Below are 18,454 nucleotides of genomic sequence, written 5' to 3' on the forward strand. Positions count from 1 at the left end.
AAGCTAATCATTAGAGCTAAGTGCACAATTAAGCTAATTTGGAGTGTGCGACTAATATCTGATAGATTTGATCCTTAAGTGCCACCCGCTCCGCCTTTAACGCCATAAAGTGCGCATCACTGGTCGGCACTTCATTTTCTTCAAAACCACGAATTTGATGATCGAGTTGATGATATCGTTTCGCTAACACGCAAAATGCTTTATTGCGGCTCTTAAGCTCAATAATCGCTGACAAGTATTCTGGAAACTCGTGGGTCAGCAAGTGGTTTTCACCCAACATATTTCTCTCCTTATTATGTATTCATTATTATGCAACCAGTAGACATTATCGTCGTTAGCTTAACGCTTAGCTAGCGATCGCAGTTATTTCACATCCTGCTTACTGTAAAGATATCTTTAGCCAATTTGTTATCAATGGTTAACTTATAGACCTGCATCAATTCTTTTTAAAAAGAATTCAATTACATTGACTTAACCCTCAGCAAAAATTGAAACTGTATGAACTATAAGAATTGGCCGATTGCTAAGCAAATTGGCATGCTTGCTTTATTACTCACCGTACTCATTTTTGGCTTTCTTGGCTGCGTTTCCTATTTAACCGCATCAGATGTGTTAAGAGATAAGGGCATTAGCGCGATGCAGGCTCAAACCAAAGGCACTGCAGATTTAATCGAGCTGCAATACGAGAGTCTATTATCGCTCGCCAAGCGTAATGCTGACGTGTTTCGCGCCATGTATCCTGGTAACTTCCATAAACCAGATAAAACGGTCCGAGTCATGGGAGTTGAAACGCCAGCGCTCAGGCATGAAAGGGAACAAATTAACGCCTCTAAGAGTAAAGTCGACCGCTACTCTAACCTAACTGGCGGCAACGCAACCGTATTTGTTCGCGAAGGTGATAACTTTATCCGCATCTCGACTTCGTTAAAAAAGTCTGATGGTAAACGGGCATTAGCGACCTACCTTGATAAACAGCATCCTGCTTACAATGCCATGCTAAAGGGCAATGACTATGAAGGTTATGCTCAGCTGTTTGGTAAAGACTACATGACTATCTACCGCCCAATTAAAGATAGTAGTGGCAGCGTAATCGGCATTTTATACATAGGCTTCGATATCAGTGGTTCATTAGCACAATTACGCGGTGCGATTAATAAGCTCCAGTTAGAAGAGTCTGGCCACTATTTGTTAGTACGTAAATTAGACCACACCATAGTCGCTCATCCAAAGCACTCTGCTGGTAGCAAAGTCAACACTGACATCCTTGATGGGATAACCCTAGAGCAAGCTCTAACTCACCTTGGCTCGTGGGAATATACCAATAGTAAGGGAGAAACCGCTTATGCCTATACCATCGATATCCCAGGCTGGAACTGGTCGCTGATTGGGCAAGTGGATGGCGCAGAGCTTAACGAAGAAAGTGTTACCTTACTCAACATTAATATGGGCGTGTCGTTAATCGGCATGATGGTCATTACCTTGCTGTTGTCTTTGGTTCTGGTTCGAGCTCTCAAACCACTTGGAACATTACAAAATCAGCTTGAAAAGCTGGGTTCGGGCGATCTGTCCCAATACTTTGCTGCTAGCGAGGCTAACAGCAAAAATGAGGTAGATTTAATCACTAACAGTACCGCTAAGATGGCGACGAATCTCAGGGAACTTATATTAGCTTTGCAGCAGTCGGTCACCGCACTGCAAACACATTCTAACCACACTCAAGAGACCGCTCGTTTAAATGGTGAAGAAGCACAATCCTTAATGGCACAAACAGACCAAATCGCCACAGCCATCGAAGAGATGTCAGCCTCTGTACGCGATGTTGCTAACCATGCAAATGAAGGTGCGAGCATGAGCCAGCGAGTCGATGATGCAGCCAAAGGTGGGCAAGCCCTTCTTAATGACTTAGTTAATGGCCTACAAAGCCTAAGTAATCAACTGACTGATAGCCACAATAGTGTCGAAGTGGTCAATAAAGAGAGTCAAGCAATCAGCCAAGTTACCGAAGTCATTAACAGCATTGCCGAGCAGACCAACCTGCTTGCACTAAATGCAGCCATTGAAGCGGCGAGAGCGGGTGAGCAAGGTCGAGGTTTTGCCGTCGTCGCCGATGAAGTGCGCACCCTAGCGCAGCGAACTCAAACGTCTATAGCCGAGATTGGAAAAACCATTACTCAGCTGCAGTCTCAAGTGAAACTGACTGCTGGGCAGATGAACCAAAGTAATGAGCTTGGTGATGCCTCTGCCGCTCAAGGTAATGAAGCGATTGTACAGCTTATAGAGATCAACAGCAGCATTGCAGAACTCGCCACAACAGCCAGTAGTATTGCCAGTGCGACAGAGCAACAAAGTGCTGTAGCCGAAGAGATCACTCGCAATCTACATCAAATTACCGAACTTGCTAGAGACGGCGAACAACGCGCTGGAGACAGTGTCGATTCAGCTGAAAGCTTAGCTTCTATTGCCAATGAGATTAATACTAAGATCAGCGTGTTTAAGGCGTAATGTTTCAGCCAAGAGCACAATGACTCATCAATGAAGTCACAAAGGCAGCCGAGAGAGCTGCCTTTTTCTTTGTTCAAACAAGCCGAAGACACATGCTATAGCTCTGATTTTAAATATATTTAACTGATTAACTGCTAGATTTTTTAACTAACAGCGTTCTATAATCCGGCCACATTCATGTATAACAGTGTTGTTTCACAATACTGTTATACAACACAACGACCATTCATATTGAGTACCTATATGTTACGCAACTTTTTCATCGTTTGTTTCATCTTGATTATGGCCGGCTGTGCCAGTCCGCAAATTAATTCGGTCCAGGGTAAGAAATTACTGATCATTGCCGGTGAAGGACTCAATACCACCTATGAAGATAGCCCCGCCGCAAATGGTTTTCTTTTTGAAGTAGGTAAAACCTTTGCCACAGATCTTGGTCATAAACTGGAAGAGTTTGGCTTTGAGTCTTATCTGTTTGTCAGCAAAGACTCGGCGACCTATAAGCAGGAGTACCAACGCGCGGTTAACCGTTTGATGACTGATGAGACCATCGATGGAGTGGCCGAGATTAAAGTGTTGCACACCAAAGATGGTAAGGTAAACGAAATCGCTGTTTACGCAACTTACTTTACGACAGACCTGATGACCAAAGGCTGCGATCTACGTACTTCTAAAAACTGTTACAGCGTTAAAATACTCGATAAAGTCGGCGACCGAAAACATTTGATTGTCGATCAAGCAACTGGAAACTTTAATGAGACCCCAGTGTCTGAAATGGTGATGGATACCGCGCTGTTCATCTATCGCGCTGAGCTGTAATAATTGACTCATTGACATGTTCTGCCACTAGGCTTCGGCTGAAGCCTAGTAATCCTTTACTTTCCCTTAGCCTGTACCAGCCTTTCTTAGCACCTTCTTTTGCCGTCTCAGCTTATATTGTCTTTGCTTTACCATCTCAGCTTACCCTTAAAAGATTGATGGTCTGAGGCCCAACCTACAATAAACAAGAGTTAGGCTTTACTCCTTGCCTACCCAGCTTATACCGTTTTAGCTTGCATTATCTTAGCTCGTATCATCTTAGCTTTCCGTAAGTGAGCCAGCGAACGTTCCGTCAACCGTAAGGCCGCAGGCCGCTCCGCTTTCATCGTCTTTGCTTTCACCGTCTCAGCTTTTCCTAGCTCCTAGAACCTGCTTTCCCTAGCACCTGTTTTTACCTTCTTTAAAAACAAAAAGCCCCGCATTAACGGGGCTCTTACTTAACCATTCAACTGTTTAAAGATTAATCTTCTTTTTCAGCGTCACGGTCCATATTCTCAGTCGTTTCAAGCCATAGAGCATTGATAATACCGAAAGAACAGGCTAACAATACGCCTAAAATCCAAGCAAAATACCACATAATCTAGGCTCCTATTAGTAAAGTGAGGTCTTGTTCTTTTCGATGAAGTCGCGAGATAAACGACCAAACATCTTCAAGTAAGTCCAAACCGTGTAGCTAAGTACAATCGGTACAAAGATGATTGCAGCCCATGTCATCACGGTTAGTGACATCTCACTCGCAGTCGAATCCCACATAGTCAAACTGACGTTTGGCTCTAGTGAAGATGGCATAACGAATGGGAACATTGCTGCGCCACACGTTAGAATAACCGCTGCAATACCTACTGAGCTAAAGAAGAACGCAAAACCTGAACGGTTAATGCGGCTACATAGCAATACTAAGATAGGCATAAGTAGGCCAATCACTGGGAATGCCATAGTCAGTGGATACTTATCGTAGTTCACTAACCAAGCGCCGGCTTCAACAGCAACTGTTTTAAGGGTTGGGTCAGAAACGCCATACGTGTCGATAGCTGAAGTAATCACGTAACCGTCAATACCATTCACTAACCACACACCCGCAGCGCCGAAGAATACGAATAGTGCTACAGATAGCAACTGCGACATCTTAGCAGCGCGTTCGCGTAGCTCGCCTTCTGTCTTCATTTGTAGCCAGGTTGAGCCCTGTAGCATAAACATGCTCACGCTCACTAGGCCAGCTAGAATACCAAAGCCATTTAGTAAACCGAAGAAACCGCCGTGGTATGTCGCACGCAAGTATTCGTCAAAGTTAAACGGAACACCTTGTAGCAAGTTACCAAACGCAACACCGATGATTAGTGGCGGAACAAAACCACCCACAAACAGTGCCCAGTCCCAAGACTTACGCCATCTTGGGTCTTCAATCTTTGAACGGTAGTCAAAACCTACAGGGCGTAGGAATAATGCAAACAGTGTTAACATCATTGCCACGTAGAAACCTGAGAAAGACACGCCGTAGACCATAGGCCAAGCTGCGAACAATGCACCACCCGCGGTGATCAACCAAACTTGGTTACCATCCCAATGCGGTGCAATAGAGTTAATCATGATACGGCGATCAGTGTCGTCTTTACCGATAATCGGTAATAAGGCACCCACACCCATATCGAAGCCATCTGTGACAGCGAATCCGATGAAAAGCACACCAATCAGTGCCCACCAGATAAATCTTAACATTTCATAATCAAACATAATCAGATCTCCAGTTTAGGCATCAAGCTTTTCAAAGTGATAGCGACCCGTCTTCAAACAGCTTGGGCCAATACGCGCGAACTTAATCATTAGATAAAGCTCAATCACTAGTAAGATTGAATAAAATAGCGTGATAGAAATAATACTGAACATTAAATCGCCTACAGACAAGCTAGAGGCTGACATAAATGTCGGCAGTACTTCAGAAATCGTCCAAGGTTGACGGCCGTATTCAGCCACAAACCAACCACACTCAATCGCAATCCACGGTAGTGGTAAGCTGTAAAGTGCCGCTTTAAGAACCCATTTCTTCTCTTCGATTTGATGACGCGTGCTCTGCCAAAATGCTGCAGCAAACACCAATAACATCACCATACCCGCACCAACCATGACACGGAAAGACCAGAACATAGGTGCTACGTTTGGAATCGAGTCATTAGCCGCGGCTTTGATTTGCTCTTCTGTTGCATCTGTCACTTTGTCAGTGTAACGCTTCAGTAGTAAGCCATAACCTAGGTCAACTTTAGCGTCTTCAAATGCCGCTCTAACTTCAGGCGTTTCATTACCGTTACGCAATTGCTCAAGCAGACCGTATGCAACCATACCGTTACGAATACGCACTTCATGCTCTGCAATTAAGTCCTTGATACCCGTTACTTGCTCATCAAGTGAACGAGTGGCAATGATACCCATAGCATAAGGAATTTTGATTGCGTAATCAGTGTGCTGGGTTTCCTGATTAGGGAAACCTACTGCAGTAAAGGCTGCTGGAGCAGGCTCAGTGTGCCACTCAGCTTCAATTGCTGCTAACTTAACACGTTGTACTTCACCCACCTTGTAGCCTGACTCGTCACCAAGAACGATTACAGACAAGATAGATGCCATACCGAAACTTGCAGCAATCGCAAACGAGCGACGTGCAAATGGTAAGTCACGCTTCTTCAAGATGTAGTAAGCACTGATTGCTAGAACGAACATCGCACCGGCAACATAACCTGACGCTACAGTGTGAACAAACTTCACCTGCGCAACTGGGTTAAAGAGTACTTCGCCCCAGCTGGTCATTTCCATACGCATGGTTTCGTAGTTGAATGTGCTACCCACTGGGTTTTGCATCCAGCCGTTAGCCACTAAGATCCACAATGCTGACATGTTAGAACCTAGCGCAACTAACCAGGTTACCGCCAAATGTTGGCGTTTACTGAAACGATCCCAACCGAAGAAGAACATACCGACTAAGGTAGACTCTAGGAAGAACGCCATTAGGCCTTCGATAGCAAGTGGAGCACCAAAGATGTCACCGACGTAGTGCGAATAGTATGACCAGTTAGTTCCGAACTGGAACTCCATCGCCAAACCAGTTGCAACGCCAAGTGCAAAGTTGATACCGAATAACTTACCCCAGAACTTGGTCATATCTTTATAGATTTGCTTATTGGTCATCACATAAAGTGATTCCATAATGGCTAGCAAGAATGCTAACCCCAAGGTCAAGGGAACAAATAGGAAGTGATACATGGCTGTCATCGCAAACTGAAAACGCGACAGCTCAACAACCTCTTCTAAAATCATTTGTGACTCCTTAGGTGGTGCGTCAAATCACTTTCGTTAGATCCCCATCAACGAGAGTGACTGCCTATATAGGAATATTAATGCAGTAAAATAGTTAGGTTTTATAACAAAACCCCAACTTCAACCGCGCTTCGTTGTTTAATTCATAAATTTTGTATTTTAAAGCCAAAAACACTAGCAAGCCCACGCTTGCGATCACATTTTTAATGGCCGTTGTGACTTCCTTCTCGAAAACGCAAATAAAGAATAAACAAATTAGTTAATATCAGTCACTTGCAATACGAAATAAGGTTATCCGCAGTGTTTTTATACCATTCAAAATTGATTCAAATCAATCAAAGCATTCGGTTTCAACGGGTTTTGAGGTGAAGCACACAGTTCCACCATGAAGACCGTTGACAGCATAAAACACTCATGGTAGGAGCGATTCAAAAGTGAACAAAGTTGACAGTTTTAGCTAATAAGCAGTTATTTCACACCTAACCTTGCAAAACACCATTCCTTAACAAACCCAGCAACAGTAATCATAGTGCAAATAGGTAATGCAAAAATTGAATTTCCACAGTAAAGCCATTTAAAACAACGCTTTACAAAAAAGCCTGCGGAAATTGATTTTAAGACCTACATTTTCGGATAAGTTTTAATAATGTCAAAGTGTAATTTTTCTCGTTTGATCAAAAATTAGACCTCGCCTAAAATGAGCACCAAGTTAAGGAGACAGTCTGATTAACCCGGTGATGTAGCCCGGTAAAGACTTACTCCGCTTATTATTATCAATCTTGGTGGAGATACCATTATGACAAAATTATTCGAGCGTCTAGTTGTTAGCTATCAGCGTGTTTTCGTTGAACTTTATACTTCTAGAGAGCTATAAACACTGCTTTCTAATGCAAGATTTATCTTGAAGTTTTGTTAGCGCAAAGCGGCCCTCCTTAGTAATAAGGGGGGCTTTTTTATGCTTCACTCATTATTCTCGTACCTCATCGAAAAAAGCCCACTACTTTCAAAGACTACTAATAACCTCTGCTTATCGATAAAGCTGCTCTGACTAGGCCAAAACACATTAAATTAGTATTCCATGATTGACTAAACAACCACTAATCTCTTGTTTAGTCAATCTTGTTTACTAAAACACTTACCCATCAAAAATTTCATATAAAAAAAAGCCCCTAAATATTAGAGGCTTTCTTAGTATCAAATCAGTATTACATCAGCATTGATGCATATTACCCGACTGATTTTCTCACGTTGCGGAACATTCTCATCCAAGGGCTATCTTCGCCCCAAGACTCAGGATGCCATGAGTTAGCAACGGTTCTAAATACTCGCTCGGGATGCGGCATCATAATCGTTACTCGACCGTCAGTTGAGCTCAATGCAGTAATCGCATTTGGTGAGCCATTCGGGTTCTGTGGATACTGAGTTGCAATTTGCCCATTACCATCAACATAACGTAGTGCAATCGTACCCGACGCTTCTGCAGCCGCTAACGCTTCAGGCGATGCAAACTCAGCGCGCCCCTCACCATGTGACACAGCGATAGGCATGCGAGAGCCTTCCATACCTTGGAAGAACAAAGATGGACTCTTTTGCACTTCAACTAGGCTAAAGCGGGCTTCAAAACGCTCAGAGCGGTTACGCACAAAGTGTGGCCACAATTCAGTGCCAGGAATGATGTCTTTTAAGTTAGACAGCATCTGACAACCGTTACATACACCGAGTGAGAAACTGTCATTACGTTCAAAGAACTGGCTAAACTGCTCACGAGCACGCTCGTTAAACAGAATTGACTTAGCCCAGCCTTCCCCCGCGCCCAGTACGTCACCGTAAGAGAAACCGCCACACGCCACTAAGCCCTGGAACTCCTCTAAGCTAATGCGGCCGCTTAAGATGTCACTCATGTGAACGTCTGTCGCCTCGAAACCTGCGCGATCAAATGCCGCTGCCATTTCAATATGCGAGTTAACGCCCTGCTCACGCAAAATAGCCATCTTAGGCGCTGCGCCTTTTAGGATAAATGGCGCGGCAACGTCTTCACTTGGGTCAAAACTTAAATCAACAGTTAGACCTAAATCGCTAGCGTCTTGCTTAAGCTCGAACTCTTCTTTAGCACACTCTGGGTTGTCACGTAACGCCTGCATGCGATAAGTGGTTTCAGCCCAAATAGTGCGTATTGAAGTACGGGTTTCAGTTAGTACTTCACGCATCCCATCAAAGATTGCAATGCTGTCGCTATCGTTAAGCTCTGCAACTTTGTGGCAAGGTACGCCAGCCGCAGCAAACTTTTCAGTGATAATCGCAGCGTCTTGACGACGAACTTGAATAATCGCACCTAGCTCTTCGTTAAACAGACGTTCAACGTCAGTACCTGTTAGTGCACTCAAGTCAACATTTAGACCGGTGTGGCCGGCAAATGCCATCTCAACTAAGGTCGTGTAAAGACCGCCATCACTTCTGTCGTGGTACGCAATAATTGATTTATCGGCAATCATTGGCTGAATGGTTTCGAAGAAGCCTTTTAGGGTCGCAGAGTTATCAAGATCTGGCGCGATATCGCCCAGTTCACTGTAAACCTGAGCTAAACAAGAGCCACCTAAGCGATTCTGGCCAAGACCAAGGTCAAGCAGTAACAGGTCTGTTTCGCCTTTATCGGTGCGAAGCTCTGGCGTGACAGTGTTACGCACATCTTGCACCACACCAAATGCGGTGATAACCAGCGACATAGGAGAGGTCACGGTCTTTTGAACGCCGTTATCTTCCCATGCCGTTTTCATCGACATTGAGTCTTTACCCACTGGGATAGTCAAAGACAAATCAGGGCAAAGCTCTTCACCAATGGCTTTTACTGCTTGGTAAAGACCCGCGTCTTCACCTGGATGACCCGCTGGTGACATCCAGTTTGCAGACAGTTTAATGTGCTTAAACGAGCCAATATCAGTACCAGCAATGTTTAAGATTGATTCAGCAACTGCCATACGCGCTGATGCGCCAAAGTCCAGTAGTGCAAGCGGCGTGCGCTCACCCATAGACATCGCTTCACCTGTGTATGAGTCATAGCTTGATGCAGTAACCGCACAATCAGCCACTGGTACCTGCCAGGGGCCAACCATTTGGTCACGATTAACAAGGCCTGTTACCGTTCTATCACCGATAGTGATAAGGAAGGTTTTCTCGGCAATAGTAGGTAAACGCAGTAAACGGTGCGCCGCTTCTTGAACTTCAATCGCGCTTTGGTCAAGCGCGGCAGAGTTAGCTTTAGCACTCACCACATCGCGGCTCATTTTAGGCGCTTTGCCTAATAGCACTTCTAGTGGCAAATCGATTGGGTGGTTTTCAAAGTGCTCATCGCTAAGGACAAGTTCTTTTTCTTCCGTCGCTACGCCAACAACTGCAAATGGAGCGCGCTCACGCTGACAAATTGCGCTGAACAGCTCAATGTTTTCAGGCGCAATTGACATCACGTAACGCTCTTGTGACTCGTTACACCAAATTTCTAATGGGCTCATGCCTGGCTCATCAGAGGGCACTTTACGTAGCTCAAACTTACCGCCACGTTCACCATCATTCACAAGCTCTGGGAATGCATTTGATAGGCCGCCCGCGCCCACATCGTGGATAAACTGAATTGGATTGTCATCACCCATCTGCCAGCAGCGGTCGATAACCTCTTGGCAACGGCGTTCCATCTCTGGGTTTTCACGCTGCACGGAAGCAAAGTCTAAGTCTTCACTCGACTGACCTGAAGTCATTGATGACGCCGCGCCGCCGCCCAAACCGATGTTCATCGCAGGGCCGCCAAGCACTACTAGCTTAGCGCCAACGGTGATCTCACCTTTTTGTACATGCTCTTCACGGATATTACCTAAACCACCCGCCAGCATAATGGGCTTGTGGTAACCACGAACTTCAACACCGTTGTGGCTGTTAACTTCCTGCTCGTAAGTGCGGAAGTAACCCACTAGGGCTGGGCGACCAAATTCGTTATTAAACGCTGCGCCACCAAGTGGGCCCTCGGTCATAATATCAAGTGCGGTTACGATACGATCTGGCTTACCGTAATCAGCTTCCCATGGCTGAACAAAACCTGGGATCTTAAGGTTTGAAACACTAAAGCCTGTTAAACCGGCCTTTGGCTTAGAGCCTCGACCTGTCGCGCCTTCATCACGAATTTCACCGCCGCTGCCCGTTGCTGCACCAGGGTATGGGCTAATAGCTGTCGGGTGATTGTGGGTTTCAACTTTCATTAAGATGTGCATCGGCTCTGTGTGGTAGCCATAAACACCATCTTGTTTCGGGAAGAAGCGACCGGCTGTTGAGCCTGTCATTACCGCAGCGTTATCTTTATAAGCCGATAATACGTTTTCTGGGGTCTTCTCGAAGGTATTCTTAATCATCTTGAACAAAGACTTTGGCTGCACTTCACCATCGATTGTCCAATCTGCGTTAAAGATTTTATGACGACAATGCTCTGAGTTTGCTTGAGCAAACATCATTAGCTCGATGTCATTTGGGTTACGACCTAGGCGAGTAAAGTTCTCTACTAGATAGTCAATTTCATCATCGGCTAATGCCAAGCCTAGCTTAGTGTTAGCTTGCTCAAGTGCAACTCGACCTTCGCCAAGCACATCAACGCTGGTGAACTTTGTCGGCTCAGTGCGAGCAAACAATACGCTAGCGCTATCAAAGTTTGGCAGCATCACTTCAACCATACGGTCGTGTAATAGCGCCGTTAACGCTTTAGTTTGTTCGGTAGATAACTCGTCGGCCACAACATAATAGGCAATACCACGCTCTAGGCGCTTAACCTTATTCAGACCACAATTGTGGGCGATATCTGTTGCTTTTGATGACCAAGGAGAGATGGTACCGGGACGGGGGGTGACAAAGTGGAGATAGCCTTCTGGCGTGTGCGCTTCGATAGCGGGGCCGTAGGTTAAGATTTTTTCAAGCTGTTGACTTTCATTTTCATTTAACTGCTCGTTCAAATCAGCTAAATGGATAAACTCGGCATAGATTTGGCACACTGGCAGTGCTGCCGATTCACAAGCTTGCATCAGCTTCTGTACTCTAAACGCCGAAAGTGCAGGGGCTCCGCGGATGATCTCCATCACGTCTTTTCACCTTATATATTATAATTGCAGGGTCAGATCTGGCGCTATTATAGGGAAATGTTTGTCACAAATCATCAGCAGTCGCTATAGAAAACAGTGTTTCCTGTACAGGAAAAAGCGCCTCGATTTTATTTGCTATTGAATGCGCTGATTTCCAGCAAAAAAACAATTTAGGTTCATACTGGATCTAACAGCAACAGCAAATATGCCATTTTTTTACGGCAACCAAGAATGTGTTATAATCGACGGCTATTTCTTTATATTCCTTATAATTTAAGTTAAGCGCTAACAAAAATAACCCATGAAAAGACTGTTACTTATTCTATGCTGTATCACCTTACTGGCTGCCTGCCAGAAGGTTGTCGTGGAACAAGAAAAGCCAGTCTTTGTCCCTGAACCGACTGAGTTAAATGTGGGTACCATATATGGTCCACAGATCTTCTTTACCTCTGGCCAAGGCGATTCTGGCTACGATTATGAGATGGCAGAGCGCTTTGCTAAGTATCTTAATCTCGAATTAAAGATGCAGCCCTACGCCACGATTAGTGAGCTATACGCTGCGATGCGAAGTGGTGAAATTGATATCATCGCCGCAGGTCTTGGAGATACGCCAGCAAGGCGAGAACAATTTAGAGTTGGCCCACCGCTTTATCGTGTTAATCAGGTCTTGGTCTATCGCCAAGGTACGCCTGTGCCAAAAAACATTAATCATCTTGATGGCAAAATCACAGTGACGACTGACTCGTCTTTTGTCGACACCTTAACAGAGCTGCAAAAATCCAATCCCGATTTAGTCTGGAATCAAGAAAAAGACAAAGATTCTGAAGAGCTACTCATGATGATTGCCGCGGGTGATATTCCCTATACGATTGCCGACTCTACCAGTTTCGATATCAACAGACGTTTTATGCCAGAACTGCGTGAAGGATTAATTCTTAAGCATAAGCAACCTGTGGTTTGGCTGTTACCTGCGAACAATAGTGACAAGCTGATGAGCGAACTCCTTGCGTTTTGGCATAAAGAGAAGCGTGACGGTACCTTAGCTCACCTTGACGAAAAATACTTTGCCCATGTTGAGCGCTTTGATTATGTTGATACTCGTGCTTTTATTCGCGCGATTGATAATAAGTTACCCAAATATCAGGCGACCTTTGAAAAACATGCTGGCGATATAGACTGGCGTAAATTGGCCGCGACTGCCTATCAAGAATCGCACTGGAACCCTAATGCTCGCTCACCCACTGGTGTACGTGGTTTAATGATGCTGACCTTGCCGACAGCAAAACAGGTTGGAATTAAAAACCGACTCGACCCATACCAAAGTATTAAAGGGGGGGCGAAATACCTGACTAGCATGCTCGAGCGCCTGCCAGATTCGATTCCTGAAAGCCAAAGGATGTGGTTTGCTCTCGCCTCTTATAATATTGGCCTTGGCCATGTTGAGGATGCCAGAAAGCTTGCTCAGGCTCAGGGGTTAAACCCGAGCGCATGGAGTGATGTAAAAACCATATTACCACTGCTACAAAAACGTCAGTACTACAAGCAAACCCGCTACGGTTATGCCCGTGGTAATGAGGCGGTGCATTATGTTGATAGCATTCGTCGTTATTACGACACCTTAGTGTGGATTGATAATCAAAATAGCTTACTTGAGCTCAAGAAAAAGCCCCTCCAAACAGCCGAAACTCAAGAGCCTAAGCTTGACGTTTCACAGCCGCAGCAGCCTTGAGCCGCAGCAGGCTTGAGCCAATAGACAGCCTTGAGCGTATAAACAGCCTTGAGCCAATAAACAGCCCTGAGCGTATAAACAGCCATGAGCCAATAGACAGCCCTGAGCGTATAAACAGCCTTTTACAAATTAACAGCCCTGCTCAGTAAAACTCGTCAGCAAAAGTCAGATATCGGCTTAAACTCAATCAAACACTTCATTTAATCAAAGATTAATAACACTCACGTAGACTTTTACACTACAACTTGATAAACCTAAATTAAGATAAGCTACATTGCTTAATCTCTCTCATTTAGGGAGATTAATAATACAATTAAACAGTGAATAAAAGATTAGCCAGCATCAACAACACCCATTTAAGAAATGTCTACCGCATCAATGTAAGTGAGGCAAATATGAGAAAAAGAACAATTAACAATGTTGCAGCGCGTCGTCGTAGTCAATTGAAAACACGCCACCAAAAAGTACTGAATAGACAAAAGCAGTTTTTTGTTTTTATTAAACCCGCAGAAGATGCGTTTTTTAACCCTTAGCATCAGACTGTAAAGACTGCTGTTTGGCTAGCGCCTTGGCCACTTTGATCTCTTTTCTACGGCGCCTAAAAAAAGCACTGAGCTGCTCGCTACACTCAGTTTCAAGCACGCCTGATGTAACATCAACCTGATGATTAAACGCGCTATGACGCACAATATCGATAACCGTACCAGCAGCGCCGGTTTTTTCATCTTTAGCACCAAAGACCAATCGACCCACTCTTGAATGCACAATAGCCCCAGCGCACATGGCACAGGGTTCTAAAGTTACGTACAGGGTGGTATCGAGTAAACGGTAGTTCTGCATTATCTGCCCGGCTTGGCGCAAACACTGCATTTCGGCATGGGCGCTAGGATCATGCAAACCGATACTAAAGTTAAAGCCAGCACTGACAACGTCACCGTCTTTAACCAGTACCGCGCCGACTGGTACTTCGCCTCTCTCTTCCGCCTTTATTGCCATATCCATCGCCATCTTCATGAAATGAATATCTTGCTGCTCTTGTGACAATTTACGCCCCTAACCTTTATCTAAAACCTATAAATACTGCTAACCGTACTATTTAAAATCTTAGCTTGATTGCATGAGGCGCGATTATATCAAGCTTTAAACCCTTCGAGTTATCTATCGGTAATTTTCATCACACTCTGGTGCTAGAGACTAGGCTCTAATACTAGGATTTAAATACTAGCTCTAGATACTAGCCTCAAAATATCAGCCTCAAAATATTATGGGTGACATCAATCGCACAAATAAGCCACTAGATACTGCCTAGCCACTTTACCTCATCAACTCGCTCGCCAAAAAACATCGCCCCCGCCACAGTATGATGGCCATAGTCATAGAAGTACTTCTGGTAGTCATCATCAATAGCGTAGCAAGTTTGCTTATGTTTATTACAAACATAATCCATTCGGTCTAACAGAGTCACGCGAGGGTATTTGTCTGCAAGCGTAGTAAGAGTGTGGTTGGCTTCTTGAGTAAACAACTTAACCTCTCGGTGCGAGAACTGCTCAAAGTGCTTTTGATTAATCTTTGAGATATCTAAGCTTGAAATATTATTAGCCCCACGATCTTTTACTAAAAGATGGAACAGAAAGTCGGCATAAGTACGCTGACCAAACTCTTCAAATTCATAGATATTTTTTACTAAAATGGGTTTTTTATTATCTTTTATCAAACGCGTCACTAACGTTTCTATCTGCGGCAAATCCTGCGGTTTATACTGTGAGGCCAACATAATCGTATCGGCTAAGCGATAGTTAGGCGAACTAAAAAATGACTCATCGATATGACCGATTTCAGTGCCAAAGCGAGCTAATTGAAACTGCGCTAAACTCGCTTCACTGCTCGACAGCACGTTAAATAGATCTTTAGAGTGAGAGTTACCAACAATTAATAATCGTTGCCTGTCGTCATCAGCGTCAAACCACTGAGTTCTGTCATAGAGGTTCTTATCCACGCCGTAATCTTGGTTACCACTCAATGCGCGTAAATAGTCCCAACTATTTGCCCCCAACTCTCGGTTATCAGGCTGATAAGATTTAACCATTAGATCCAAATAAGCCTCGTTTGACCTATAGAGATGCTTACTATCCGCAATACCTGCCGCAACCACAAACAACGCAGTCAGTACGCCACCGCTGACAAAAATGAATTTGCGGCTAAAGGCCTGCTTATTTCTAAAAGGGATCTCGACAAAACGCCAGCTCAGATACGACAACACAACAACACCCAGACACAGCGATAGCATCAATTCATGAGAGGGTTCGGTAAAGCTGCGGTACTTTACCAATGCAAACACTGGTTGATGCCATAAATAAGCGCTATAGCTTATCAGGCCGACACCAACAAAAAGCTTGTAGCTTAAAAATCGCTGAACCCAAGTCCCTTGTTGAGCAAATACGATAATTAACACTGTACCAACGGTGGGAACTAAAGCATAAACGCTGGGAAAAGGGAGCCTTGAATCAAAGGTCAATACGGAAAATAAAATCAGCAGTAACCCAAATAGACTCACAAAATTATTAAGCTTTGGCGACATCCACTGGGGGAGCTCCTGCTGCTGATTTAAGAAAAAAGCCGCGAAAACGCCAATTAATAACTCCCAACCTCGGGTCGGTAACAAGTAAAAATTCGCTGTTGGTGCATTGTAAGCAGCCCACTGGGCTAACGATAAACTCAGCAGGAAAATAATCGCCAAAGCCCCAAGAATAACCCGTTTTCCTCTCCCCCATAGGAACATTAGCAGCAGCGGGAAAAAGATATAGTACTGCTCCTCAACCGCCAAACTCCATGTGTGCAGCAAAGGCTTGAGCTCAGCAGCTGTGTCAAAGTAATCACTTTCTAGCCAAAAAAGGATATTAGATGAAAACGTTGCAACGGCAATAATGCTTTGAAAGAAGTCCTTAAGATCCAGCGGCATTAACCAAAGCCAGGCAAAAGGAATACACACTAAGATCACGAAGAAGAGTACCGGTAAGATCCTTCTCGCCCGGCGTTCATAGAAATTAATAATACTAAATCGATTAGATTCAAGTTCAGTTAAAATAATGCTGGTGATCAAGTAACCACTGATCACAAAAAACACGTCTACCCCAACAAAGCCACCACTCAACGCGCTAAAGCCTGCATGAAACAAAATAACGGGGATCACCGCTAACGCTCTTAATCCATCTACTTCAGCTCTATAGCGCATAGGCAAACTCCTTTTAATACATATAAGTCCCTTTATTATTTATATTAGAAGCGTGACTAACTTTAGACAAATAATGCCCAATAAAAAAGCGCGCTCATATTGCTATGTGCGCGCCTTTCTCATAGGTATTAGTCTGAACGTTTTAGGGTTAGGCCTTAGCCTTTATTCCCATTCAATCGTTGCAGGTGGCTTACCAGAAATATCGTAAACCACACGTGAAATACCGTCGACTTCGTTAATGATGCGGTTAGATACACGACCTAGGAAATCATAAGGTAGATGTGCCCAATGCGCCGTCATAAAGTCGATAGTTTCTACCGCACGAAGCGATACAACCCAATCATACTTACGGCCATCGCCCATTACGCCAACTGAACGCACTGGTAAGAACACAGTAAATGCTTGGCTAACTTTGTTATACAGGTCAGCTTTGTGTAGCTCTTCGATGAAAATCGCATCGGCTAAACGTAGCAAGTCACAGTATTCTTTCTTCACTTCGCCTAGTACGCGCACACCAAGACCAGGTCCTGGGAACGGGTGACGATAAAGCATATTGTATGGCAGGCCTAATTCTAGACCAATCTTACGTACTTCATCTTTAAACAGTTCACGCAGTGGCTCAACCAGACCCATTTCCATATCATCTGGCAAACCGCCAACGTTATGGTGAGACTTAATGCAATGCGCTTTACCCGTTACGCTACCAGCAGACTCAATCACGTCTGGGTAGATAGTGCCTTGAGCAAGCCATTTAGCATTAACGCATTTCTTAGATTCTTCGTCGAAGATCTCAACAAATACGCGGCCAATGATCTTACGCTTAGCTTCAGGTTCCGCTTCGCCAGCCATCGCATCTAAGAAACGGTTTTCAGCGTCAACGTGAATGATGTTTAAACCAAAGTGGTCACCAAACATCTCCATCACTTGCTCAGCTTCGTTAAGACGTAGTAAGCCGTTATCAACAAACACACACGTTAACTTGTCACCAATCGCGCGGTGTAGCAGCATTGCCACCACAGATGAATCAACACCACCTGATAGACCTAGAATAACTTCGTCATCACCGATCTGTGCTTTTAAGCGCTCAATCGCATCTTCAATGATTGAAGCTGGTTTCCAGTTTGCAGCACAAGCACAAATTTCTAGCGCAAAATGTTCAAGCATGCGCTTACCTTGGCGAGTGTGAGTCACTTCAGGGTGGAACTGAACGCCGTAGAACTGCTTGTCTTCATTGGCCATAGCGGCAAACGGACACGTTTCAGTTTTAGCAACAGCAACAAAACCTTCTGGGATAGCAGACACTTTGTCGCCATGGCTCATCCACACGTCAAGTAGTGGCTTGCCCGTTTCGCTTACTGCGTCTTCAATGGCTTTGAAAAGTAAAGACTCAGTTTGCACTTCTACTTGTGCATAACCAAATTCACCTTCGCCAACGCCTTGAATTACTTTACCACCAAGCTGCTCAGACATGGTTTGCATGCCGTAACAGATCCCTAGAACAGGAACGCCAGCGTTAAACACATATTCTGGAGCGCGTGGTGAGTTCTCAGCGGTAACACTTTCTGGGCCACCGGCTAAGATAATGCCGTTTGGAGCAAATTCACGAATTTGCTCTTCAGAAACATCCCAAGCCCAAAGTTCACAATACACACCGATTTCACGAATACGACGGGCGATTAGCTGAGTGTATTGCGATCCAAAATCTAAAATGAGGATCTTATGCTCATGAATGTTGCTCATGGGGTACCTTATCTCTATTTT

At 44.5% G+C, this 18,454-nt stretch carries 12 protein-coding genes; 4 read left to right on the forward strand and 8 right to left on the reverse strand.

Annotation, left to right across the window (positions count from 1 at the left end; translation table 11 throughout):
* Window positions 1-28: 28 nt before the first annotated feature.
* Entirely contained in the window at window positions 29-280 is a 252-nt protein-coding gene (locus tag ACVBIO_RS03125; protein ID WP_447161457.1) for a YdcH family protein, read from the reverse strand.
* 218 nt (window positions 281-498) lie between these two features.
* Between ACVBIO_RS03125 and ACVBIO_RS03130 the strand changes: the two genes are divergently transcribed.
* Both ACVBIO_RS03130 and ACVBIO_RS03135 read left to right on the forward strand, forming a co-directional pair.
* A complete protein-coding gene (locus ACVBIO_RS03130) occupies window positions 499-2,502 on the forward strand; it encodes a methyl-accepting chemotaxis protein (protein ID WP_447171933.1) in 2,004 nt (667 codons plus the stop codon).
* A 243-nt stretch (window positions 2,503-2,745) separates the two neighbouring features.
* On the forward strand, window positions 2,746-3,318 hold the full coding sequence (locus ACVBIO_RS03135; protein WP_447171934.1) for a hypothetical protein: 573 nt from the start codon (window positions 2,746-2,748) through the stop codon (window positions 3,316-3,318).
* A gap of 460 nt (window positions 3,319-3,778) precedes the next feature.
* On the opposite strand, the gene cydX is transcribed toward ACVBIO_RS03135, so the two are convergent.
* The 4 genes from cydX to purL form a co-directional block, all read right to left on the reverse strand.
* Window positions 3,779-3,895: a cytochrome bd-I oxidase subunit CydX gene (cydX, locus tag ACVBIO_RS03140; protein WP_447161460.1), complete on the reverse strand. Its 117-nt coding sequence runs from the start codon at window positions 3,893-3,895 to the stop codon at window positions 3,779-3,781.
* A gap of 14 nt (window positions 3,896-3,909) precedes the next feature.
* Window positions 3,910-5,049 carry a cytochrome d ubiquinol oxidase subunit II gene (gene cydB / locus ACVBIO_RS03145; RefSeq protein WP_447161461.1) on the reverse strand — a complete coding sequence of 380 codons (1,140 nt, stop codon included), beginning with the start codon at window positions 5,047-5,049 and terminating at the stop codon, window positions 3,910-3,912.
* 15 nt (window positions 5,050-5,064) lie between these two features.
* A complete protein-coding gene (locus ACVBIO_RS03150; RefSeq protein ID WP_447161462.1) occupies window positions 5,065-6,621 on the reverse strand; it encodes a cytochrome ubiquinol oxidase subunit I in 1,557 nt (518 codons plus the stop codon).
* Between the two features lie 1,226 nt (window positions 6,622-7,847).
* Complete coding sequence (gene purL, locus ACVBIO_RS03155) at window positions 7,848-11,729, reverse strand: phosphoribosylformylglycinamidine synthase (protein WP_447171990.1); 3,882 nt, start codon at window positions 11,727-11,729, stop codon at window positions 7,848-7,850.
* 304 nt (window positions 11,730-12,033) lie between these two features.
* Between purL and mltF the strand changes: the two genes are divergently transcribed.
* On the forward strand, window positions 12,034-13,461 hold the full coding sequence (gene mltF / locus ACVBIO_RS03160; protein WP_447171935.1) for a membrane-bound lytic murein transglycosylase MltF: 1,428 nt from the start codon (window positions 12,034-12,036) through the stop codon (window positions 13,459-13,461).
* A gap of 395 nt (window positions 13,462-13,856) precedes the next feature.
* Window positions 13,857-13,994, forward strand: coding sequence for a hypothetical protein (locus ACVBIO_RS03165; RefSeq protein WP_447161200.1), 138 nt, complete (start codon window positions 13,857-13,859; stop codon window positions 13,992-13,994).
* Here the strand turns inward: ACVBIO_RS03165 and tadA are convergent.
* From tadA to guaA, 3 genes are all read right to left on the reverse strand, one after another.
* Window positions 13,984-14,505 (reverse strand): tRNA adenosine(34) deaminase TadA, encoded by a 522-nt coding sequence (tadA, locus tag ACVBIO_RS03170; protein WP_447171936.1) that lies wholly within the window; start codon window positions 14,503-14,505, stop codon window positions 13,984-13,986. The two genes, ACVBIO_RS03165 and tadA, sit on opposite strands and share 11 nt — an antisense overlap.
* Before the next feature lie 250 nt (window positions 14,506-14,755).
* Window positions 14,756-16,693, reverse strand: a complete 1,938-nt coding sequence (locus tag ACVBIO_RS03175; protein WP_447163902.1) for an acyltransferase family protein — start codon at window positions 16,691-16,693, stop codon at window positions 14,756-14,758.
* Window positions 16,694-16,855: 162 nt separating this feature from the next.
* Window positions 16,856-18,433 (reverse strand): glutamine-hydrolyzing GMP synthase, encoded by a 1,578-nt coding sequence (guaA, locus tag ACVBIO_RS03180; RefSeq protein WP_447163901.1) that lies wholly within the window; start codon window positions 18,431-18,433, stop codon window positions 16,856-16,858.
* Window positions 18,434-18,454 lie beyond the last annotated feature (21 nt).

The sequence above is a fragment of the Shewanella sp. 0m-8 genome, assembly GCF_052977265.1.

What these genes read in the sequence shown, in the direction of transcription:
- cydX (WP_447161460.1), bottom strand. Translation starts at nt 3,895, where the DNA reads ATGTGGTATTTTGCTTGGATTTTAGGCGTATTGTTAGCCTGTTCTTTC.
- ACVBIO_RS03150 (WP_447161462.1), bottom strand. Translation starts at nt 6,621, where the DNA reads ATGATTTTAGAAGAGGTTGTTGAGCTGTCGCGTTTTCAGTTTGCGATG.
- purL (WP_447171990.1), bottom strand. Translation starts at nt 11,729, where the DNA reads ATGGAGATCATCCGCGGAGCCCCTGCACTTTCGGCGTTTAGAGTACAG.
- ACVBIO_RS03165 (WP_447161200.1), top strand. Translation starts at nt 13,857, where the DNA reads ATGAGAAAAAGAACAATTAACAATGTTGCAGCGCGTCGTCGTAGTCAA.
- mltF (WP_447171935.1), top strand. Translation starts at nt 12,034, where the DNA reads ATGAAAAGACTGTTACTTATTCTATGCTGTATCACCTTACTGGCTGCC.
- ACVBIO_RS03175 (WP_447163902.1), bottom strand. Translation starts at nt 16,693, where the DNA reads ATGCGCTATAGAGCTGAAGTAGATGGATTAAGAGCGTTAGCGGTGATC.
- ACVBIO_RS03125 (WP_447161457.1), bottom strand. Translation starts at nt 280, where the DNA reads ATGTTGGGTGAAAACCACTTGCTGACCCACGAGTTTCCAGAATACTTG.
- cydB (WP_447161461.1), bottom strand. Translation starts at nt 5,049, where the DNA reads ATGTTTGATTATGAAATGTTAAGATTTATCTGGTGGGCACTGATTGGT.
- ACVBIO_RS03135 (WP_447171934.1), top strand. Translation starts at nt 2,746, where the DNA reads ATGTTACGCAACTTTTTCATCGTTTGTTTCATCTTGATTATGGCCGGC.
- guaA (WP_447163901.1), bottom strand. Translation starts at nt 18,433, where the DNA reads ATGAGCAACATTCATGAGCATAAGATCCTCATTTTAGATTTTGGATCG.
- ACVBIO_RS03130 (WP_447171933.1), top strand. Translation starts at nt 499, where the DNA reads ATGAACTATAAGAATTGGCCGATTGCTAAGCAAATTGGCATGCTTGCT.